Origin of the sequence: Methyloversatilis sp. (genome assembly GCF_051861465.1) — a bacterium.
In the GTDB taxonomy this organism is placed as follows: domain Bacteria; phylum Pseudomonadota; class Gammaproteobacteria; order Burkholderiales; family Rhodocyclaceae; genus Methyloversatilis.
Window position 1 is genome coordinate 1 of the sequence record NZ_JBHYCQ010000010.1, and the last position, 21,089, is coordinate 21,089.

The window sequence follows — 21,089 nt, forward strand, 5'->3', positions numbered from 1 at the left end:
CGCGCGCTTTGCCACGGTCGAACCGGTGTTCGGCAACCTGCGGCACAACAAGCGGCTCGACCGCTTCACGCTGCGCGGGCGCACGAAGGTCGATGGGCAGTGGAAGCTCTATTGCATGGTGCACAACATCGAAAAGCTCGGGCACCATGGCTACGCGAATTAGGTAAGCTGGCGGACGGGGAACTAGCCCGATCAGGTCAGGCAGGAGTCGCCCTGTCAGGGCGTCAGGAGACGACGATGAAACCCGTGAAACCGGATTGATGCGATGAAGAATGAGCTCAAGCCGGCAATGTCCGGACGCAGCAATTTGCCCCGAAATGGGGTTTTTCTACAGCGTCGTTAAGCATCACATTCAAGCCTCATCCTGCCGCCATGTCCTTCAGCCGAATCCTTACGAACATCTGCGCCGAGGATCTCGCCGCGTGCCGCGATTTCTACGTTCAGCTTCTGGGGTTCGAGGTGAAGTACGACAGTGACTGGTACGTCCAGTTGGGCTCCCCGCGACCCCTGGAACTTGAGTTCGGCATCATCAAGCGGACGCATGAACTCGTTCCCGCTGCCTATCAGACCGCCCCATGCGGGATGTATGTGACCTTTGTCGTGTCGAATGTCGACGAGGTCTACCAGAAGGCACAGGCCATGAAGGCACAGATCATCCAGGAGCCGCGCAACGAGTTCTACGGTCAACGTCGGTTCCTGGTACTTGATCCAGCAGGGTGCCTCGTCGATGTATGTTCGCCTTGGAGCGAGCAGGAGAGGTAAGTCGCGTTGATGCCCAACCCCTCGCTCAAGCGGAGAGCCACCGGCATGGCACCGGGCCCGCGAGGCGCCACTGGCAAACTTGCACCTCACGGGCCGGACGCCATGCCGCTGTCGTCCTTTCAGCCCGGACGTCAGGCCTTACAACACTTCTTTTCGGCGCTCGCGCAAATGAATGAATCCGTATCCATTCGCATACTCGGAGCCATGGACATCGAAGCGATGCGTGCCGTCCTGGCGCTCTTCGGGGACGCTTTCGACGACCCGGACACGTATGTCTCGAATCAACCCACTGACCCATACCTGCATGGCCTGCTGTCCAGCGAGACCTTCGTCGCGATCGCGGCCTTCTCAGGGTTCAGCGTCATCGGAGGCCTCGCCGGTTACGTGCTGCCCAAGTTCGAGCAGGCACGCAGCGAGTTCTACATTTACGACCTCGCGGTTTCCGAGGAGCACAGACGAAAGGGTGTCGCCACGGCCCTTATCGACACCCTCAAGGCCCTGGCCGCCGAGCGCGGCATCTACGTCATCTTTGTGCAGGCGGACTACGGAGACGAACCCGCCGTGGCCATGTACACGAAGCTTGGATCTCGAGAGGACGTGATGCACTTCGACATTGCGCCACACCGCGGTGCGGCCTGACAGCTCAGGTCAGGGGGAGCGCCGGCGGCGTGCCCCATGGCCGGCAGTCGGTACGCCGTACCTCTTCGCCTGCCGGGTTCCAGCGGCGCGCAATCGTCGCGCCCTCACCTCGAACATTGGACCGCGCGAACCCTGTCAGATCAGTCCTGGCCTGTACCCGCTCCTGAGTCGATTCCGGCGCTTACCCATAGCAAACTTTCTGAGCATATCCGCCTGAGAAAGGTGAATCCGGGGCACTACCTCCAGGTCGCGATGCTTCTGGAAGGGGCGCTCCAAACGCGGTCTCCGACGGCGCGCTACACGTGCATGAAGTGCGGACATGGTGAGATTGAGGTAGCGGCAATCCGCACCTTTCAGGGCCTTCCGGGATCGGTCTTTGGTGTCGAGAGCGCGAAGTACAGGCCGGTGATCTGCCGGCGAGCAAGCGCTCGATTTCATGTTGGGGAGGTAGCATCGTGTCCTCCACCTCTGCATCGGAACCTTCATGAATGCACGGCAACTCCTGGCGGCCCTGGCGATGACCGCCGTGGCGTCAGCGTCCAGCGCTGCGGACGGTCTCATTTCTGTCAAGAGCGTTCACGGCGCAAAGGAAACGATGGATCGCCTCGAGGGCGTCGTCAGGCAGCGTGGCCTTACCGTCTTCGCGCGGATCGACCATGCGGCTGGGGCCACCAAGGTCGGCAAGACCCTCCGTCCGACGGAGCTTCTCATCTTTGGAAACCCGCAGGGCGGCACGCCGTTCATGGAGTGCGCACAAACCGTCGGAATTGATCTGCCGCTCAAGGCGCTGGTCTGGCAGGACGCGGGCAATCAGGTTTGGCTCAGCTACAACGACCCCGACTTCCTTGCAAAGCGCCACGCGGCCGCAGGCTGCCCGGTCGCTGCTGACCTGGGCAAAGCGCTCGCGGCAATGGCCGAGGCAACGGCACAGTAATCGTTCTGTGCTGCCCTACCGACTGCTCGCGGATGCGGTCCTGCTGCTGCATTTCGGCGTGGTGGTGTTTGTCGTCGCCGGGCTCGCTGCGATCGTCGCAGGGAATCTGCGAGGATGGCGCTGGGTGAATGGCCTGTGGTTCCGTCTCGCTCATCTCGCTGCCATCGGGGTCGTCGTCGTCCAGTCGATGCTGGGCAGGCTGTGTCCGTTGACGGTGCTGGAATCGTGGCTGCGCGAACAAGCCGGCGGTGCGGCCTACAGCCGGAGCTTCATTGAACACTGGGTTCAGCGCGTTTTATTCTACGAGGCGCCGTTCTGGGTGTTTACGGTGGCGTACTCGGTCTTCGGCCTGCTCGTCCTTGCGGCGTGGTGGCGTTTTCCGCCGCGCCGACACTGACCTCATGGCCAGGCGGGCCGCGGCTGATGCTTCGCTCAGCTTTGGCGTCGGGCATTTCGGGAGCGCTGCAATTTGAAGACTCTTGTCACGACCATGAGCAGCTGTGTGCTCGTTGTGAGCTGTGCGTCGGTGCCGCAGTCGTGCTTCGATGTGCGCGGAACGAGAGAGAATCCGCCACCCGTGTATCCGGCAGCCTCAAGAATCCTTGGCCAGCAGGGCAAGACGACCTTGCGTGTTTTCGTCACCTCTTACGGTTACCCGGAAGTCATTGAGGTACACACGTCGAGTGGATACGGCAATCTGGATCAATCAGCCATGGATACCATGAGGAAGTGGTGTTTTTCTCCGGTACGGACAGATGGAAAGCCTGTGGATTCATGGGTGCTGATACCCATTGTCTTTCGCATGGAACCTCGATCATCGTCCCCCGAAAGTCCATAGTTCATCTGAATGCTGCAAGGCAGCAACAGTGGTTGCACAGCGCGACGAGCTGCCGCCGACGTCCGCAGCCGAAGGAGAGCCAGTTCATGATTCTTGAAATCGCACCGCTGCACATCAAGGCCGGGCAGGAGGACGCGTTCGAAGCGGCGTTCCGGCAGGCGCAGCGCATCATTTCGTCGATGCCGGGCTATGTGTCGCACGACCTGCAGCGTTGCATCGAGCGGCCCGGCGAGTACATGCTGCTCGTCGTCTGGCACACGCTCGAAGATCACGAAACGGGTTTTCGGCAGTCTGCGGGCTACCAGGAATGGAAGGCGCTGCTGCATCACTTCTACGAGCCGTTTCCCGTGGTGTCGCACTATCGGGCCGTTCCGGGCGCGTCGTCGGCTGACCTGACCACCGCCCTTCATGTCGAATAGCAGGACTCAGGAGACGCCCATGCCGGCACACGAGAAGATCAACTACGTCGAGTACCCGGCGCGTGACGTGGGTGCGACGAAGCGGTTCTTTCAGGACGCATTCGGGTGGGCGTTCGAGGACTACGGCGCCGACTATGCGGCGTTCTCCGGCCAGGGCCTCGACGGGGGCTTCTTCCGGTCCGATCTGGTGGCAGATACCCGCCAGGGGAGTGCGCTCATCGTCTTCTACAGCGCGGACCTCGAGCGTACGCTTGCCAAGGTGGTCGCTGCGGGTGGCAGGATCGTGAAGCCGGTGTTTGCGTTTCCGGGTGGCCGCAGATTTCACTTCACCGAGCCCAGCGGCAACGAGTTTGCGGTCTGGTCAGAGGCTGCGGCCTGACGATTGTTCGCAGGCGACCACCATGCCAACTGAGCCGCGAATGAAAAAGCGCTTCCCTCTGTCAAAGGTCTACAGCCTGCTCGAACCCGGGCCACTGCTGCTGCTGACCACCGCCCACCGCAACGCCAGCGATGTCATGCCCATGACGTGGTACTCCCTGCTGGGGTTCGAGCCTCCGCTGGTGGCCTGTGTCGTCAGTGCCGGCAATCACTCGCAGAAGCTGCTTCGGGCATCGAAGACGTGCGTGCTGAACATCCCGACGGTGGAACTGGCGAAGCAGGTGGTCGGGTGCGGCAACTGCAGCGGCGCCGAGGTCGACAAGTTCGCCCGCTTCGGGCTGTCGAGCCGTGCCGCGGAACAGGTGGCGGCGCCGCTGCTCGATGACTGCTACGCGAGCCTCGAGTGCCGGGTGGTCGACACCGGGCGGGTTCGGCGGTACGAACAGTTTGTGCTGGAAGTCGTGGCCGCCTGGGTTGACCCGAAGGTCAAGGACCCCCGCACGCTTCATCACCGCGGGTACGGCAAGTTCATGGTCGCCGGCGAGAGCATCAGGCTGCGTTCCAGGATGCGGTGAATGCCTTCGGGCAGTTCGGCCGACGCGCCCCGATGCCGAACCTCGCGCGTCATTCATCGTGCGTCCGATGTCGCGCCCGGCCTTCCTCAGGCACCGACGGGAACCGGACCGGACCCGCCGCCATTCCGCCTGTCTCCTTACCAAGGCAGAATGAACCTTCCCCAAACAAAGCGAAGAAGGAGTTTCCAATGTCCAGCGTCGGTTACCACGAACCTGTCGAAGAACTGTCGGATGAAGTACGCGACATGCATCGCGCCATCGTGTCGCTGATGGAAGAGCTTGAAGCCGTGGATTGGTACAACCAGCGCGCCGCCGCCTGCAAGGACCCCGTGCTGAAGAAGATTCTTGAACACAACCGCGACGAGGAAAAGGAACACGCCGCCATGGTGCTCGAATGGATCCGTCGCAAGGACGATCGCTTCTCGCACGAACTGAAGGACTACCTGTTCACCGACAAGAGCCTCACCACCGACGCACACGGTCACTGAGCGGGAGGCGTCGGCATCGCGGCTCCGGGTCGGGCGATTCAGTCGCAGGTCCTGCGGTGACGCATCACTTCCGTCATGTGCTCTGCATCCAACCTCGATACTCACCCATGGCAGCCCCAATGCGAGGCGTCCGAACCCTGTCGGCGCCACTCTGCACTGTGCTCATCGCCGGATGCGCCAGTACAGCCGTCACACTCACGCCGTCACCCCAGGCTCCGGTGTGCGAACCATCGGCGACGGCGCTCGTGCTGTGGGCGCCCGAATGGCGGGCGGAGCAGAAGGATGTCGTCAAGCGGGAGGCGGCCGCTGCAACGGGCCTGAAGGATTTCTTCAGTCGCTCCGGTTGCTTCGCACATGCAGCACTTCGGCGCATGCCGAGTCTCGGCCCGACGGCCGTGTCCGCGCAGCGTGCTGCGGACGTCGGGCGGTACGATCGGGTGGTTGTGATCGGCGTTCGCGAACTCGGCCCGGTGGTCAAACTGCTTTCTTCGGCTGCGCTGGTTGAAGGCGGCACCGAGGTGTTGCTGCACGTGAGTACGTTCCCGGTTCCGGGCGATGCGCCACCACGCCAATTCACGGTTCACTGGCGAAACGGCGGCCCTGGCGTGCTCAGGGGTGTCGATCGCTTGCCGGCCGACATGCAGGCTGCGCTGGTCGCGGGGTTGCAGCCGGGCGACGCTGCGCGATAGACCGAAGTGATCGATGACACGTCTTCGCACGCTTCTGCGGATCGATTGCATGGCGGCTGCACTGGCTGGCGTACTGGTCTGGCTGTGCGCCGGATGGCTTGCCGACCTGTATGCACTGCCGCGCGATCTGCTGCTGACCATCGCTGCGGTCAACCTGCTGTATGCGAGCGGTTCTGGTTCGCTGGCCTTGCGTGAGCGACCACCGCAGTCCCTGATCGCAATGCTGGCTGTGGCGAACGTGGTCTGGGCCGTGGTGTGCCTGACGCTCGCGGTGAGGCACGCCGGTACAGCGTCGCTGTTCGGGCTCGGTCATCTTCTGGGCGAGGCGCTTCTTGTCGGCGGACTGGCCTGTCTCGAATGGGCGTGGCGCGCAGGTGCGCCAACCGCCCGGCGCGGATTGCCGTCATGAAGCCACCGCGTCCCGTATCATGCGCGGCCGATGGCGCCGCTCGTCCGGTGCCGATCCATGAATGCGGAACGCGCGAGCGATAATCGGGCGTTCAAGAACGGGAGTGGTCGATGAGCTACAGTTACCCAGCCGAAAAGTTTTCCTCCGCGCTTCAGGCACTGATGGTGCCGCATCCGGACGGTGAGCACGAGGCACTGGGGCGTGCCTTCCTCGAATGCCGGCTCGGCCTGCACCGGATGAACCGCGCCAAGCTGCCGGATGACATCCGCACCGGCATCCACCAGCTCGAGTGCTTCATGGATACCACCGGTTTCGTCGATGCCGACGGCGAAGGCGCGTGGGTGCACATGTTGAGAAGCCGCAGCGCGGATGACCGGGCCGAAGTGGCACGGCTCATCGACATGCTCGCGCAGTGGTTCGCCCGTCAGGAACCCTGACCATGCGGGGGTCGGCCTCCATCCGCCGTCTCGGGTACCCATGACGGACCCGAAGCAGGCGCGGCCGGCACGGCTTTTCTCGCGCGGGGTTGTGCTCGCGCTGGTCGCGTCCGCGCTGTTTTTCTGGGTCTGGTACGCGCGCTATCTCAGTGTCGATTTCAATGAACTGGGCCGCCATTACGATGCAGAGGCGCAAGTTGTCGCGACCGATTCGGCCTTTGTGTGGGGCCTGCCCGCCGTCGGATGCCTGCTGGTCGCATTGGCGCTGATGGGTCGCCGGCTGTGGCGTCGGCGCGGCTGACGCGGCGCCATGTTCCGCATCCAGACGCGCGGTGACCTGATCTACTACCTGGTGCTGTGCACGCTGGTCACGACCATGGGGGTGCTGTTTCTGGTATTCCCGCCGGTACCGCTGCCGGCGGATCCGGCGGCCTACGAACAACGCGCTGGTGCGCTGGAGGCGATTACCCAGCGGCATGCCGGCCACAAGAGCGCGTGGGTCCGGTTCCGCATGGCCACTGATCCGACGATCTACGAAAGCCGCGCGCCCCGTATCCTTGAAAGCGCGCAGACATGGGTCGAGCGGCAGACCGCCCTGTCGTTCTTCGTGCCGCGCATGCCTGCGGGATCTGACCGCCGGGATGATCCGCAGACGGTGTACGGACTGGTTGCCGGGGGCGTGCAGACGCGCACGCTGGCGGCCGATATTGCGTACGTGAATGCCGGCGCAACGCGCTGGGGCGTCGGGCTCGCGCTGGGCATCGGCATCGTTGGTTATCTGGCCGCGTTCTTCGCCTGGCGGCGGGTGCGCCTGCAGCACGAGGCGATGCAGGCGCTCGGACGGGCGCCGCGTGCGCGCCGCACGCGGGCGAAGCGACGCGCATGAGCGCTGCGTGGGCGCGCCAGGCTTGCCGCCAGTCGCCGTGACGGCGACCATGCGGGCTGACATCCGCAACGGCAGGACACCCCATGAAGCGACCCACCCTGAAGGCGCGGCTGACCGGTGCCGCACTGATCGTGTCCGGTGCCACCACCACGCTGGTCGCGCAGGCGCTGACCGAGGTGCTGACGCCGGCGCTGAGCGACTCGCCGCAGCGTGTCGAACATCGGCGTACCGACCTCAGCGGCGCGCCGGGCATGGAAGTGATTGCCTCGACAGCCGAATACCGCCCGGGCGATCGCATCGACCTGCATCTGCACCACGGCGTCGAGGCGGTCTACGTGGTTCAGGGCGCGACCGTGCAGGCGCCCGGCAAGCCGGCGATGACGCTGCAGACCGGTGCGGCGGCGATGAATCTGCGCGAGGTGAGGCATGCCGGCTTCACCGTCATCGGCGACGTGCCGCTCAAGTTGTTCACCGTGCATATCGTCGACAAGGGCAAGCCGCTGTATGACTACGCGCATTGAGTCAGTCGCGGCCGGGCTGAAACGAAAACGGCCGGGCAACTGCCCGGCCGTTCGCAAACCGCTTCAACAGATACCGTGTCGCCCGCGATCAGGCGAAGAACTCGACCCGGCCGTCCTCGAGGTCGTAGCGTCCCGCCACCACCTTCACTTTGCCCTTCTTCACCAGCTCGGCAATGATCGGGCTTTCGGTGGCGATCTTGCGCGCGGTGCGCACCGCGCTTTCGTGAATCGCGTTGTCGAGGAAGCTGCCCGGCTTGCCCGCCACGGCCAGGGCTGCAGGAACAATGGCATCGACCATCGGACCGATCGAGCCCGGGAACAGCGTCTTCTTCTCGACCACTTCGCACGCTGCGGCGACGGCGCCGCAGCGCTGATGACCCAGCACGACGATCAGCGGCACGCCGAGCACGCCCGAGCCGTACTCGATGGTGCCCATGGTGGCGGTGTCGGCCATGTTGCCGGCATTGCGCGCCACGAACAGCTCGCCGACGCCGACGCCGCCGAACAGCAGTTCGGGCGGTACGCGGCTGTCGGCGCAGGACACGATGGTGGCCCACGGCGCCTGACCCTTGGCGACCAGGGCGCGCTGGGATTGGAGTTCGGCGGCACACACCTGCGGCTCGTCGAGATACTTCCGGTTGCCGGCCTTGAGCTTGGCCAGCGCTTCGTCAGCCGTCAGCGACGTGGTCGGGCCGGAAGCTGCAAATGCCTGCGGCATTGACAGCCCCAGTCCGGTCGCCATGCTCGCGGCAGCAAACTTCAAGAATCCCCGTCTGGCCTCATTCTTCTGGTCACATACCTTGCACATTTTTTGTCTCCTGTAGTTTTTTGGTCCTTGGTGTGGCGCCGTGTGCACGGCGACAACCGATGCAATTTTAATATAAGCATTACTGATATAAGGTTAAGAAACGCTTATGGAAGAGAAAAAGTCGCGTATAGCACTACTGATGTGTGTGGCAACGAACTGACGCATGGGTAAACGTTCGATCAAGCCGCTGCAGGCTTGGCAAACCCGCGAGGCCACCCGAGAATGCAATCTGCGCACGCGTCGGCCCACGGGCACTCCGCGCGCTGGACGGTGTCTGCATCCGCGCAGGCCGTTTTCGCGTAGTCAGGCTGTGGACGCAACCGGGTTCAACAGGCGCCCACACTGAAGATTGCCCATCGTTCGTGCCGGAACCACCCGGCCGGGCGCACAAGACATGTTCCGGAGGAAGTGCCGTGCTGCAAAAATCCGCTGTGTTGAAGAAATCGCTGTTCGCGCTGCTCACTGCATGGGCGCTTGCGGCACAGCCCGTCGCGGCACAGGGCGCGCCGAAGCTGGACGACGAGGCCCTGGCGGCCAGGCTGATCGGTACGTGGATCAATCCGCCGGACAGTCCCGACTACGAGAACTTCGCCAGCAGCGAAACCTACAACGCCGACGGGAGCTATGAGTACCGTGAGTACGACGACAAGGAATGCCGCATCGTGTCGGCCTTGCTGAAGTCACGCTGGCATGTGTGGAACGGCGTCATCATCACCGAGTATGACGGCGGCAAGGCGCTCAGCGACCATGTGGTGTCGATGGAGGCAGAGCGCATGGTGCTGCGTTCGGTCGATGACGGGGTGACCGCCTACCGCAACCGCTCGAGCAGCTGCGCACCGACCACGGCAAAGAAGTGATCGGGCGCTGAAGTCTCAGCCGCCGAGCGCCCGGCGGCTGCTTTCGATGTGCAGCTGCATGGTCGCGCGCGCCGCTTCGGCGTCGTGCGCGCGCAGTGCAGCCATCAGCATGCGGTGCTCTTCGAGCGAGGCCACCAGACGGCCTTCGAGATAGAGCGAGTCGTGGCGCTGCAGCTTCAGCACGGCGCGCAGCTCGTCGATCATCTGCGCCATGCGCCGGTTGCCGGCGATGTGGTGGATCAGCAGATGGAAACGCTGGTTGGCGTCGAAGAAGCGGTCGATGTCGCGCGCCGCGGCACTGTCTTCCAGCGCCTGATGCAGCGCAGCCAGTTCTTCCAGATCGGCCGCCGAGGCCCGGCGGGCCGCGCCCGCGGCGCATTCGCCTTCGAGCAGCGCCATGATCGGATAGATCTCTTCGAGGTCACCGCCGCTGATCTGGGCGACATAGCAGCCGCGGCGCGGCTTGAGCACCACCATCCCCTCGGTCGCCAGCACCTTGAGCGCCTCGCGCAGCGGCGTGCGTGAAATGCCGTACTGGGTGGCCAGCGCCTGCTCGTCTATCCATTCGCCGGGCGCCATGGCGTGACTCTGGATCAACCGGCGCAGGCGGTCGGCCACTTCTATATAGAGGGCGCGCGGGGCGATGCTGTCGGCGCTGCGGTTCAGGGTTTCGCTGTTCATGGCCGGGCTGTCGTGGCTGCAGTTAACGCACTGCAGCACTTACTTGCATTCATAATTATGGATAAAGTATTCTCCGCCTTGCGCGTGACTGTCAAGCCGGATCCGGCTTGCCGCGTGCGCGCCTCTCCGAAATACCGAAGGAATCCAGCATGGCCGACACGACAGGCAGCGCTCACCCCGAATACGCCGCATGGCTCAAGGCGGCCGCGAAATCGGCCCCCGGCGGCGATCCGGCGAAGCTTGACTGGCATACGCCGGAAGGCCTGACGGTCAAGCCGCTGTACACGCGCGCCGACATCGACGGCCTGCCGCACACCGACACGCTGCCCGGCTTCGCGCCCTATGTGCGCGGCCCGCAGGCCACGATGTACGCCGCCCGGCCCTGGACCATCCGCCAGTACGCCGGTTTCTCGACCGCCGAAGAATCGAACGATTTCTACCGCAAGGCGCTGGCCGCCGGCGCGCAGGGCGTGTCGGTCGCGTTCGATCTGGCGACCCACCGCGGCTACGACTCGGACAATCCGCGCGTCGAGGGTGACGTCGGCAAGGCCGGCGTGGCGATCGACAGCGTGGAAGACATGAAGCGCCTGTTCGACGGCATTCCGCTCGACAAGGTGAGCGTATCGATGACGATGAATGGCGCCGTGCTGCCGGTGCTCGCCGGCTTCATCGTCGCCGGCGAGGAACAGGGCGTGCCGCAGGCGCAACTTTCAGGAACGATCCAGAACGACATCCTGAAAGAGTTCATGGTGCGCAACACCTACATCTATCCGCCCCAGCCCTCCATGCGCATCGTGGCGGACATCATCGAATACACGGCGCGCAACATGCCGCGCTTCAATTCGATCTCGATTTCCGGCTATCACATGCAGGAAGCCGGCGCGACCCAGGGCCTGGAACTGGCGCTGACGCTGGCCGACGGCATGGAATACGTGCGCACCGCGATGGCGCGCGGCATGGATGTGGACGATTTCGCCGGGCGGCTCAGCTTCTTCTTCGCCATCGGCATGAACTTCTATCTGGAAGTGGCCAAGCTGCGCGCGGCGCGACTGCTGTGGAGCCGCATCATGGACGGCTTCGGCGCAAAGAGCGCCAAGTCGAAGATGCTGCGCACGCATTGCCAGACCTCCGGCTGGTCGCTGACCGAACAGGACCCGTACAACAATGTCGTGCGCACCACCATCGAAGCGATGGCGGCGGTGTTCGGCGGCACGCAGTCGCTGCACACCAACAGCTTCGACGAAGCGATCGCGCTGCCGACCGAATTCTCGGCGCGCATCGCGCGCAACACCCAGCTCATCGTCCAGGAAGAGAGCCACATCACGAATGTGATCGACCCTTGGGCCGGCAGCTACCTGATGGAAAAGCTGACGCAGGACATGGCCGACCACGCATGGGCGATCATCCAGGAGGTGGAGCAGATGGGCGGCATGACCAAGGCGGTCGAGTCCGGCTGGGCCAAGCTGCAGGTCGAGAAGTGCGCCACCGAAAAGCAGGCGCGCATCGACTCCGGGCGCGACGTGATCGTCGGCGTCAACAAGTACCGGTTGAAGGACGAAGACAAGCTGGATGTGCGCGTGATCGACAACGTCGCCGTGCGCGAATCGCAGGTGGCGCAGCTGAAGCAGATTCGCGCCCGTCGCGACAGCGCAGCAGTCGATGCCGCGCTGGCGGCGCTGACCGCCGCGGCGGAATCCGGACAGGGCAATCTGCTGGAACTGTCGGTCAATGCGATGCGCGTGCGGGCCACCGTGGGCGAGGTGTCGGACGCGCTGGAAAAGATCTGGGGTCGTCACCGCGCCAGCACGCAGGCGGTCAGCGGCGTGTATCAGTCCATCGTGGAAGACGACGAGGGGTGGAGCGTGATGAAGGACGACGTGAGCCAGTTCGCCGAAGAGCAGGGCCGCCGGCCGCGCATCCTGATCGCCAAGCTCGGCCAGGACGGCCATGACCGCGGCGCCAAGGTGATCGCCACCGCCTTCGCCGACCTCGGTTTCGACGTGGACATCGCGCCGCTGTTCCAGACGCCGGAAGAAGCGGCGCGCCAGGCGATCGAGAACGACGTGCATGCGGTCGGCGTGTCGACGCTGGCGGCCGGTCACAAGACGCTGGTGCCGCAGCTCATCAAGGCGCTGCGCGCCGAAGGCGCGGACGACATCGTCGTGGTGGTCGGCGGTGTCATTCCGGCGCAGGACTACGACGAACTGTTCGGCCACGGCGTGGCCTGCGTGTTCGGCCCGGGCACGCCGATCCCGAAGGCGGCGAAGGACACGCTGGACGCGATCCGGGCGAAGCTGGCGTGATGAGCCGGACGGGTCTTGTGGCAAGTATCGATGTGCCGTCGCCTGCGGGGCAGGCTCCTACGAAGGGCAAAGCCGCGCCGCTTTGTGTAGGAGCCTGCCCCGCAGGCGATCGAATCGTCGACCGCGCACCACCGGTGAGCAGGGCGGGATCGTCGCCATGACCCCGCCCTCCGACGCGTCCCTGATCGACGGCGTGCGAGCCGGCAACCGCCGGGCGCTGGCGAAGACCATCACGCTGATCGAATCGACGCGCGAGGACCATCAGCAGCGCGCCGGTGAAGTGCTGCGCGCGCTGCTGCCGCACACGGGCCGGTCGATCCGGGTCGGCATTTCGGGCGTGCCGGGCGTCGGCAAGTCGACCTTCATCGAAGCACTCGGGCTGGCGCTGATCGGCAAGGGCCACAGGGTCGCGGTGCTGGCGATCGATCCGTCGTCGTCGCTGACCGGCGGCTCCATCCTAGGCGACAAGACGCGCATGGAACATCTGTCACTGCGCAGCGAAGCCTTCATCCGTCCGTCGCCGTCGTCCGGCAGTCTGGGCGGCGTGGCCGCGCGCACGCGCGAGGCGATGCTGGTGTGCGAGGCGGCCGGCTTCGACATCGTCATCGTCGAAACAGTGGGCGTCGGCCAGTCGGAAACCGCGGTCGCCGGCATGACCGACGTGTTCGTGCTGCTGCAGCTGCCGAATGCCGGCGACGATCTGCAGGCGATCAAGAAGGGCATCGTTGAGCTTGCGGACATCGTCGTCTACAACAAGTGCGACATCGACGAAACCGCGGCCGAGCGGGCGATGCAGCAGATGCGCGGTGCGCTGCACATGTTGCGTGCCGCACCAAGCGGGTGGGCGGTGCCGGTGCTGAAGGTGTCGGCGCTGCAGCATGCCGGGCTGGACGCCTTCTGGGCCGACATCCTGCGCTACCGCGACACCATGCAGGCCAGCAGCGCGTGGACGGCCCGGCGCAGCCGGCAGGCGCTGGACTGGATGTGGACCCTGGTCGATCAGGGTCTGCGCAGCCGTTTCGAACACCACGCGGCGGTACGCGCCGCGTTGCCGGACATCCGCGCCGCAGTGGCGGCGGGTACCCTGCCTGCATCGGCGGCCGCACTGCGCCTGCTGCAGGCCATGGACTGATTTCAGGGAGAGAACGACGATGCAGGACATCATCCTCAAGCTCGACGAAAAGCGCGAGCAAGCCAGACTGGGCGGCGGACAGCGCCGGATCGACGCGCAGCACAAGCGCGGCAAGCTGACCGCACGCGAGCGGCTGGAACTGCTGCTCGACGAAGGCAGCTTCGAAGAGTGGGACATGTTCAAGGAACACCGCTGCACCGACTTCGGCATGGCCGACGAATCGGTGCCGGGCGATGGCGTGGTGACCGGCTACGGCACCATCAATGGCCGCCTCGTGTTCGTGTTTTCGCAGGACTTCACCGTGTTCGGCGGCTCGCTGTCGGAATCGCACGCCGAGAAGATCTGCAAGGTGATGGACCAGGCGATGAAGGTCGGTGCGCCGGTCATCGGGCTGAACGACTCCGGCGGCGCGCGCATCCAGGAAGGCGTGGCGTCGCTCGGCGGCTATGCCGAAGTGTTCCAGCGCAACGTGATGGCGTCCGGCGTGATCCCGCAGATTTCGCTGATCATGGGGCCGTGCGCCGGCGGCGCCGTGTATTCGCCGGCGATGACCGACTTCATCTTCATGGTGCGCGATTCGTCCTACATGTTCGTCACCGGTCCGGAAGTCGTGAAGACCGTGACGCACGAAGAAGTGACGGCCGAGGACCTGGGCGGCGCGACGACCCACACCACCAAGTCCGGCGTGGCCGATCTGGCGTTCGAGAACGACGTCGATGCGCTGATGTATACGCGCCGGCTGTTCAACTATCTGCCGCTGTCGAACCGCGAAAAGGCGCCGGTGCGCCCGAGCAGCGATCCGGCCGACCGGCCCGACGGCAGCCTGAACACGCTGGTGCCGGCGAATGCGAACCAGCCGTACGACATGAAGGAGCTGATCCTGAAGATGGTCGACGACGGCGACTTCTTCGAAATCCAGCCCGACAACGCGAAGAACATCATCGTCGGCTTCGCCCGCATGGAAGGCAGCACGGTGGGCATCGTCGCCAATCAGCCGCTGGTGCTGGCCGGCTGCCTGGACATCAAGAGCTCGATCAAGGCGGCGCGCTTCGTGCGCTTCTGCGACGCCTTCAGCATTCCGGTGATCACGCTGGTGGACGTGCCCGGCTTCATGCCCGGCACCGCACAGGAGTACGGCGGCATCATCAAGCACGGCGCCAAGCTGTTGTACGCCTACGCCGAGGCGACTGTGCCCAAGGTGACCCTGATCACCCGCAAGGCCTATGGCGGCGCCTACGACGTGATGAGTTCGAAGCACCTGCGCGGCGACGTGAACTTCGCCTGGCCGAGTGCGGAGATCGCGGTGATGGGACCGAAGGGTGCGGTGGAAATCATCTTCCGCGAAGAGAAGAACGACCCGGAACGCATCACGGCGCGTGAAGCGGAATATCGCGAGAAGTTCGCCAACCCCTTCATCGCCGGCAAGCGCGGCTTCATCGACGACGTGATCATGCCGAGCGAAACGCGCAAGCGCATCTGCCGCTCGCTGGCCATGCTGCGCGACAAGCAGCTGGAAAACCCGTGGCGCAAGCACGGGAACATTCCGCTGTGATCGACGCCCTGTGGGAGCGGCGGCCTCGCCGCGATACGCACGCTGCACAACGATGGTCGCGGCACTGATCGCGGCGGGGCCGCCGCTCCCACAGGGCCGCTCCCCAGGATGCTGCTCCGACGCCACGGCGGATTACCCGTTGCCCAACTTTGTGCCGACTTCCATTTGTGGAGCACTGATATGTTCAACAAGATCCTGATCGCAAACCGCGGCGACGCGCAGCGCGGTCGCGCTGCGATCCCCACTACTCGCAGCACACGCACAGCGTGTGCACGCGATCTCGCCGCGGAGACAAACCGTGTTTAAGAAGATACTGATCGCAAACCGCGGCGAGATTGCGTGCCGCGTCATCCGCACGGCGCGCCGCATGGGCATCGCCACGGTGGCGGTGTATTCCGAAGCCGACCGCAGCGCGCTGCATGTCGAGCTGGCTGACGAAGCCGTGTGCATCGGCCCGGCCGCGGCGCGCGAGTCCTATCTGGTGATCGACAAGATCATCGCCGCCTGCAAGGCGACGGGTGCCGAGGCGGTGCATCCGGGCTACGGCTTCCTGTCGGAGAACGAAGCGTTCTGTGCCGCGCTGGAGCGCGAGGGCATCGTGTTCATCGGGCCGAAGGCGCACGCCATCGGCGCCATGGGCGACAAGATCGCGTCGAAGAAGCTGGCCAAGGAAGCCGGCGTGACGACGATTCCGGGCTGGAACGATCCGATCGAAAGCCCAGAGCGCGCGGTCGAGATCGCGCGCGGCATCGGCTATCCGGTCATGATCAAGGCCAGTGCCGGCGGCGGCGGCAAGGGTTTGCGGGTGGCGTTCAACGATGCCGAGGCGCATGAAGGTTTTGCCTCCTGCGTCAATGAGGCGAAGAACGCCTTCAACGACGATCGCGTGTTCATCGAGAAATTCGTCGAAGAGCCGCGCCACATCGAAATCCAGGTGCTGGGCGACAGCCACGGCAACGTGGTGTATCTGAACGAGCGCGAGTGCTCGATCCAGCGGCGGCACCAGAAGGTGATCGAAGAGGCACCGTCACCGTTCATCGATCCGGACACCCGGCGCGCGATGGGCGAGCAGGCGGTGCGGCTGGCCAAGGCGGTGCAGTACCAGTCGGCCGGCACGGTCGAGTTCGTCGTCGGCCGCGACAAGTCCTTCTACTTTCTCGAAATGAACACCCGGCTGCAGGTCGAGCACCCGGTGACCGAACTGATCACCGGGCTGGACCTGGTCGAACAGATGATCCGCGTGGCGGCCGGCGAAAAGCTCGCCTTCACGCAGGCCGACGTGAAGCTCGAAGGCTGGGCGATGGAAGCGCGCATCTGTGCCGAGGATCCGGCGCGCGGTTTCCTGCCGTCGGTCGGGCGCCTGATCCGCTACCGTCCGCCGGTCGCCAGCGACCGTGTGCGCGTCGATACCGGCGTGTTCGAGGGCGGCGAAGTGTCGATGCACTACGATTCCATGATCGCCAAGCAGATCTGCTACGGCGCCACCCGTGCCGAAGCGATCGCGCAGCTGCGCGACGCGCTCGACGCCTTCTGCATCCGCGGCCCGAACCACAACATCGCCTTCGTGTCGGCGGTGCTCGGTCATCCGCGCTTCTCTGCCGGCAACTTCACGACCGCCTTCATCGCCGAAGAATATCCGCAGGGGTACGACCCGGCGACCGCTGCGTACGAGGACGAGGCCCTGCTCGTGGCCGTGGCGGCCACGGTGCACCAGCGTTACATCGAACGCGCATCGCGCATCGTCGGCCAGCTGCCGGGACATGAGTTCCGCATCAGCCCGGATGCGGTGGTGCGCCTGCGCGACGTCGAACACCGGGTGCACATCGAGAACGACGGCGACCATCACGCGGTGCTGATCGACGGCGTGCGCCACCGCATGGTGAGCAACTGGCGCGTGTCCGATCCGGTGTATCGCGGCGAGATCGACGGCCGCCCGTTCACGCTGCAGGTCGAACGCATCGGCCTGCGCTACCGGCTGCAGCACCGCGGTGCGCGTGTCGATGCCGAAGTGATGAGCCCGCGCGCGGCCGAGCTGCTCAAGCGCATGCCGGTCAAGTCGGCCCCCGACCTGTCGCGCTTCCTGCTGTCGCCGATGCCGGGCCTGCTGCGCGAAGTCGCGGTGAAGCCTGGCCAGGCGGTCAAGGCTGGCGAGCGGCTGGCGGTGATCGAAGCGATGAAGATGGAGAACATCCTGCGCGCCGAGCGCGACGGCGTGATCGGCAAGGTATCGGCACAGCAGGGCGAAAGCCTGGCGGTGGACCAGATCATCCTGGAATTCGCTGCCGGTTGAGCCATGGCGGCGGCCGTGCCGCTGCCATGGCTCAAGTCCGCCGCTGCGGGTGTCGTTAAGCTTTGCTGCTTCCCATTTCTGGCGTAACGACACCCCGGACCCATGAACTTCCGACACTTCAGCCCCGCCCGGCCGCGGGTGGCAACCGACCGTTCGCGTTGCGGCGGAGCGCGCTGACATGCGCGCACGCATCATGCTGGTGGAAGACCAGCCCGAGATCCGCCAGTTGATCCGCATGACCCTCGAGTTCGGTGATTTCGATCTGGCCGAGGCGCCGGATGCGGATGCCGGCTGGACGCTGATGCAGCAAAGCCCGCCCGACCTGATTCTGCTCGACGTGATGATGCCGGGCTCGATGGACGGTCTCGAGTTGTGCCGCCGACTGCGTCAAACCCCGGCGCTGCAGGCGATTCCGGTCATCCTGCTGACCGCACGCAGCCAGCAGCGCGATATCGAGATCGGCTTCGAAGCCGGTGCAAATGCCTATCTGACCAAGCCCTTCAGTCCGATGGAACTGCTGGACCGCATTGCCGGGCTGTTGAATCCGTCTGACGCGAGATGAACCTGCGCGACCCGGTGTGGGCCGAACCGTCCGGTGCATCCGGCGGTGACGCGCCGCCCTTCGCGCGTGCAATGCGCGATCCGTCCATGATCGCCTGGCCGGCGCTGGCACTCGGCATGCTGGTCACGCTGGTCATCACCTTCCTGCTCTGGGACAGGCTGGCCCAGGCCACGGCACAGCGCTTCGACAACGAGGTCGACAAGGTGGTCGCCCAGATCAGCCTGCGCATGGCGGCGCACGAGAACATCCTGCGCGCCGCGGCCGGCCTGATGCAGGCCAGCGACGAGGTGACGCGCGCCGACTGGTACAACTATGTGAACCAGCTGGGGCTGGAGCGGAACTTTCCGGGCGTGCTCGGGGTGGGCCTGTCGCTGCGCATTCCGGCGGCACAACTGGCCGCCCATGAAGAGACGATCCGGCTCAATGACATGCCGACCTATGCGGTCTGGCCGAAGCACGTGCGCGACGAGTACCACAGCGTCGTGTTTCTCGAACCGCTGAACGAACGCAACTTCAGGGCCATCGGCTACGACATGTATTCCGAGCCGGTGCGGGCCGCAGCGATGCGGCGCGCGCGCGATACCGGCAACGTGGCGCTGTCCGGGCGGGTGACGCTGGTGCAGGAGGGCAAGGGACCGGCACAGCCGGGCTTCCTGCTGTACTACCCGCTGTATGTACGCGACGAGCCGGCCGATACGCCGGCCGAACGGGGCCGCGCACTCCTCGGCTATACCTACAGCCCGTTCCGCGCGCACGATCTGCTTGGCGACATCCTGCTCGGTTTCGCCGACAAGGTGGTCGTGACGATCCACGACGGCTGGGGCGCATCGCCCGGCACGGTGCTTTACAGCAGCGCCGACGGCAAGCCGGTTTCGTCGCTCGAAGCGGTGCGCGAGATCGAACTGGCGGGACATGCCTGGACGGTGAGCCTGCGCGCGCCTGCCGCCTTCAGCGCCGACCACCTCGTGCTCTGGCTGGTTCCGTTGATGGGCGCCGGCCTGAGCGCGCTGCTGTTTTACCTGCTGCGCCTGCTGGCCGCGACGGCGCGTGCCAATCGCAGCGCGCACGCCATGACACAGGCGCTGACCATCAGCGAATCGCGCCTCGTCACACTGCTCGATACCGCCGCCGACGGCATCGTCACCACCGACGAATCCGGCATGGTGCTGACGGTCAATCGTTCCGCTGCCGAAATGTTCGAGATCGGCATTGATGCGGCGATCGGCCTGCCGCTGGCGCGCCTGCTGCCGATGTTCGATGCCGCATGGTTTGCCGGTCAGGCGGACACGCACCCCATCGGGCTGCGCTGGCGCTTCCGGCAGGATGTGCAGGGCGTGCGCCGCTCGCGTCGTTTTCCGGTCACCGTGTCGGCCAGCCGCTTCAACCTGCACGGGCGACCGGTGTATTCGCTGCTGATGCGTGACATTTCCGAACAGGTGGAAGCGCAGACACGCATGCGCCTGCATGATCGCGCGCTCGAATCGTCGAGCGAGGCGGTGATCATCCGCGACGTTCAGCGTGGCGGGTACCCCGTGGTGTATGTGAATGCGGCATTCGAACGGCTGACCGACCGGGCGGCCGACGAAGTGATCGGCCGCACCTTCACGCTGGCGTCGGGGGAGCAGAACCCGGAGCACGTGCTCGATGAAATGCGCTGGGCGATCGCACACCAGAAGCCCTACAGCACCACGCTCGACGTGAGGCGTGCAGACGGCCGGTCGATCTGGGTGGCGCTGTCATCGTCTCCGGTGCGCGACAACGAAGGCCGGGTCACGCACTACGTCGACGTGTTCGGCGACGTGACCGAGCGCATCGAGTTCGAACGCAAGCTGATCCGCCGCACGAATCGGCTGCACACGGTGTTCGCGCTGTCGCCGGACGGCTTCGTCACCTTCGACGAGGCTGGCACGCTGACCAATGTGAACCCGGCGTTCCTGCGCATGACCGAACTGACGCAGGCCGAACTGGTGGGCCTCAGCGCCGCCGTGTTCGACGGCAGGCTGGCCCGGCTGGCCGACCCGGACAAGCCGTGGCCGGGACTGGTGCTCGATCAGTCGACCACCGAACCGCAGCGCCTGTGGCTTCGCCTGCCCGAACCGCGCGTGCTCGAACGCAGCGCGCGTGTGGCGCCGGAAGGCCGCTCCGAGACGGTGCTGTACTTCCGCGACATCACGCAGCAGTTCGAGGTCGACCGCATGAAGAGCGAGTTCCTCAGCACTGCGGCGCACGAACTCCGTACGCCGCTGGCGTCGATCCTCGGCTTTGCCGAACTGCTGATCAACCGCGAGTACGACGAGCCGGCGCGCCGGCGCATGCATACCATCATTCACCGCCAGTCTCGCGTGCTGGTCAATCTGATCAACGATCTGCTCGACCTGGCGCGCATCGAGGCACGGGCCGGGCAGGATTTCCGCTTCGAAGACCTGTCGGTGAAGGGCATCATCAGCGCCACGCTGGAAGCGCTGACCATGCCGGACGACAGCCATACCGTGCGGCTGGACATGCCGCAGGCGGTGCCGCGCATCCGGGTCGATCACGCGAAGATGGTGCGCGCGCTCGGCAACGTCATCACCAACGCCTTCAAGTATTCGCCGGGCGGCGGCGAAGTGGTGGTGACGGTCTGCGAAGCCCTGCGCAATTCGCGGCTGATGGCCGGCATGTGCGTGATCGACCGCGGCATCGGCATGACGCCGGACCAGCTGTCGCGCATCTTCGAGCGCTTCTATCGCGCCGATCCGTCGGGCAATATTCCGGGGACCGGTCTGGGCATGTCGCTGGTGAAGGAAATCATGGACCTGCACGGCGGCGAGATCGAGATCGACAGCGCACCAGGGGTCGGCACGACGGTGACACTGTGGCTGCCGGTGATGGATACGGCGACCACCTGATCGTCGAAGTTCTGCCATGATCCGCGCATTCATCGGAGATC

25 protein-coding genes and 1 pseudogene are annotated in these 21,089 nt (G+C 65.1%); 24 read left to right on the plus strand and 2 right to left on the minus strand.

Annotated features, from left to right (window positions below):
• From ACTIFF_RS14300 to ACTIFF_RS14380, 17 genes and pseudogenes are all read left to right on the plus strand, one after another.
• Positions 1–163, plus strand: a 163-nt coding sequence (locus tag ACTIFF_RS14300) for a transposase (protein ID WP_439537542.1), incomplete at its 5' end; no start/stop codon positions are given.
• A 209-nt stretch (positions 164–372) separates the two neighbouring features.
• Positions 373–762, plus strand: coding sequence for a VOC family protein (locus ACTIFF_RS14305; RefSeq protein WP_439537435.1), 390 nt, complete (start codon positions 373–375; stop codon positions 760–762).
• A gap of 168 nt (positions 763–930) precedes the next feature.
• Complete coding sequence (locus ACTIFF_RS14310) at positions 931–1,401, plus strand: AAC(3)-I family aminoglycoside N-acetyltransferase (RefSeq protein ID WP_439537543.1); 471 nt, start codon at positions 931–933, stop codon at positions 1,399–1,401.
• A gap of 306 nt (positions 1,402–1,707) precedes the next feature.
• Positions 1,708–1,809: pseudogene (locus tag ACTIFF_RS14315) on the plus strand (hypothetical protein); the annotation flags it as partial.
• A gap of 76 nt (positions 1,810–1,885) precedes the next feature.
• Positions 1,886–2,335 carry a DUF302 domain-containing protein gene (locus ACTIFF_RS14320; RefSeq protein WP_439537436.1) on the plus strand — a complete coding sequence of 150 codons (450 nt, stop codon included), beginning with the start codon at positions 1,886–1,888 and terminating at the stop codon, positions 2,333–2,335.
• A gap of 7 nt (positions 2,336–2,342) precedes the next feature.
• Entirely contained in the window at positions 2,343–2,732 is a 390-nt protein-coding gene (locus tag ACTIFF_RS14325) for a DUF2784 domain-containing protein (protein ID WP_439537437.1), read from the plus strand.
• 93 nt (positions 2,733–2,825) lie between these two features.
• Positions 2,826–3,173 (plus strand): energy transducer TonB, encoded by a 348-nt coding sequence (locus ACTIFF_RS14330; RefSeq protein WP_439537438.1) that lies wholly within the window; start codon positions 2,826–2,828, stop codon positions 3,171–3,173.
• 86 nt (positions 3,174–3,259) lie between these two features.
• Entirely contained in the window at positions 3,260–3,592 is a 333-nt protein-coding gene (locus ACTIFF_RS14335) for an antibiotic biosynthesis monooxygenase family protein (RefSeq protein ID WP_439537439.1), read from the plus strand.
• A gap of 19 nt (positions 3,593–3,611) precedes the next feature.
• The gene (locus ACTIFF_RS14340) at positions 3,612–3,971 is read left to right on the plus strand and encodes a VOC family protein (protein ID WP_439537440.1); all 360 of its coding nucleotides are present in this window, start codon (positions 3,612–3,614) and stop codon (positions 3,969–3,971) included.
• A gap of 40 nt (positions 3,972–4,011) precedes the next feature.
• A complete protein-coding gene (locus ACTIFF_RS14345; RefSeq protein ID WP_439537441.1) occupies positions 4,012–4,545 on the plus strand; it encodes a flavin reductase family protein in 534 nt (177 codons plus the stop codon).
• Positions 4,546–4,733: 188 nt separating this feature from the next.
• Entirely contained in the window at positions 4,734–5,033 is a 300-nt protein-coding gene (locus ACTIFF_RS14350; protein WP_306478474.1) for a ferritin-like domain-containing protein, read from the plus strand.
• A 158-nt stretch (positions 5,034–5,191) separates the two neighbouring features.
• Positions 5,192–5,722 (plus strand): hypothetical protein, encoded by a 531-nt coding sequence (locus tag ACTIFF_RS14355; RefSeq protein WP_439537442.1) that lies wholly within the window; start codon positions 5,192–5,194, stop codon positions 5,720–5,722.
• Between the two features lie 13 nt (positions 5,723–5,735).
• Complete coding sequence (locus ACTIFF_RS14360; RefSeq protein ID WP_439537443.1) at positions 5,736–6,131, plus strand: hypothetical protein; 396 nt, start codon at positions 5,736–5,738, stop codon at positions 6,129–6,131.
• 110 nt (positions 6,132–6,241) lie between these two features.
• Entirely contained in the window at positions 6,242–6,568 is a 327-nt protein-coding gene (locus ACTIFF_RS14365; protein WP_439537444.1) for a hypothetical protein, read from the plus strand.
• Positions 6,569–6,608: 40 nt separating this feature from the next.
• Positions 6,609–6,869: a hypothetical protein gene (locus tag ACTIFF_RS14370; protein WP_439537445.1), complete on the plus strand. Its 261-nt coding sequence runs from the start codon at positions 6,609–6,611 to the stop codon at positions 6,867–6,869.
• Between the two features lie 9 nt (positions 6,870–6,878).
• Positions 6,879–7,454, plus strand: a complete 576-nt coding sequence (locus ACTIFF_RS14375) for a hypothetical protein (RefSeq protein ID WP_439537446.1) — start codon at positions 6,879–6,881, stop codon at positions 7,452–7,454.
• Positions 7,455–7,537: 83 nt separating this feature from the next.
• Positions 7,538–7,975, plus strand: a complete 438-nt coding sequence (locus tag ACTIFF_RS14380) for a hypothetical protein (RefSeq protein WP_439537447.1) — start codon at positions 7,538–7,540, stop codon at positions 7,973–7,975.
• Positions 7,976–8,063: 88 nt separating this feature from the next.
• Here the strand turns inward: ACTIFF_RS14380 and ACTIFF_RS14385 are convergent, their stop codons facing one another.
• Positions 8,064–8,717: a carbonic anhydrase gene (locus ACTIFF_RS14385; protein WP_439537448.1), complete on the minus strand. Its 654-nt coding sequence runs from the start codon at positions 8,715–8,717 to the stop codon at positions 8,064–8,066.
• Between the two features lie 479 nt (positions 8,718–9,196).
• Between ACTIFF_RS14385 and ACTIFF_RS14390 the strand changes: the two genes are divergently transcribed.
• Complete coding sequence (locus tag ACTIFF_RS14390) at positions 9,197–9,640, plus strand: hypothetical protein (protein ID WP_439537449.1); 444 nt, start codon at positions 9,197–9,199, stop codon at positions 9,638–9,640.
• A 15-nt stretch (positions 9,641–9,655) separates the two neighbouring features.
• On the opposite strand, the gene ACTIFF_RS14395 is transcribed toward ACTIFF_RS14390, so the two are convergent.
• On the minus strand, positions 9,656–10,321 hold the full coding sequence (locus ACTIFF_RS14395) for a GntR family transcriptional regulator (RefSeq protein ID WP_439537450.1): 666 nt from the start codon (positions 10,319–10,321) through the stop codon (positions 9,656–9,658).
• 149 nt (positions 10,322–10,470) lie between these two features.
• On the opposite strand from ACTIFF_RS14395, the gene scpA reads away from it, so the two are divergent.
• From scpA to ACTIFF_RS14425, 6 genes are all read left to right on the plus strand, one after another.
• The gene (scpA, locus tag ACTIFF_RS14400; RefSeq protein ID WP_439537451.1) at positions 10,471–12,624 is read left to right on the plus strand and encodes a methylmalonyl-CoA mutase; all 2,154 of its coding nucleotides are present in this window, start codon (positions 10,471–10,473) and stop codon (positions 12,622–12,624) included.
• A gap of 157 nt (positions 12,625–12,781) precedes the next feature.
• Positions 12,782–13,756 (plus strand): methylmalonyl Co-A mutase-associated GTPase MeaB, encoded by a 975-nt coding sequence (gene meaB / locus ACTIFF_RS14405; RefSeq protein WP_439537452.1) that lies wholly within the window; start codon positions 12,782–12,784, stop codon positions 13,754–13,756.
• Positions 13,757–13,775: 19 nt separating this feature from the next.
• The gene (locus tag ACTIFF_RS14410; RefSeq protein WP_439537453.1) at positions 13,776–15,308 is read left to right on the plus strand and encodes an acyl-CoA carboxylase subunit beta; all 1,533 of its coding nucleotides are present in this window, start codon (positions 13,776–13,778) and stop codon (positions 15,306–15,308) included.
• Between the two features lie 298 nt (positions 15,309–15,606).
• Entirely contained in the window at positions 15,607–17,598 is a 1,992-nt protein-coding gene (locus ACTIFF_RS14415) for an acetyl-CoA carboxylase biotin carboxylase subunit (RefSeq protein WP_439537454.1), read from the plus strand.
• Positions 17,599–17,776: 178 nt separating this feature from the next.
• Positions 17,777–18,160: a response regulator transcription factor gene (locus ACTIFF_RS14420; RefSeq protein ID WP_439537455.1), complete on the plus strand. Its 384-nt coding sequence runs from the start codon at positions 17,777–17,779 to the stop codon at positions 18,158–18,160.
• Positions 18,157–21,048 (plus strand): CHASE domain-containing protein, encoded by a 2,892-nt coding sequence (locus ACTIFF_RS14425; RefSeq protein WP_439537456.1) that lies wholly within the window; start codon positions 18,157–18,159, stop codon positions 21,046–21,048. Before ACTIFF_RS14420 ends, ACTIFF_RS14425 begins: the two co-directional genes overlap by 4 nt.
• Positions 21,049–21,089: the final 41 nt, after the last annotated feature.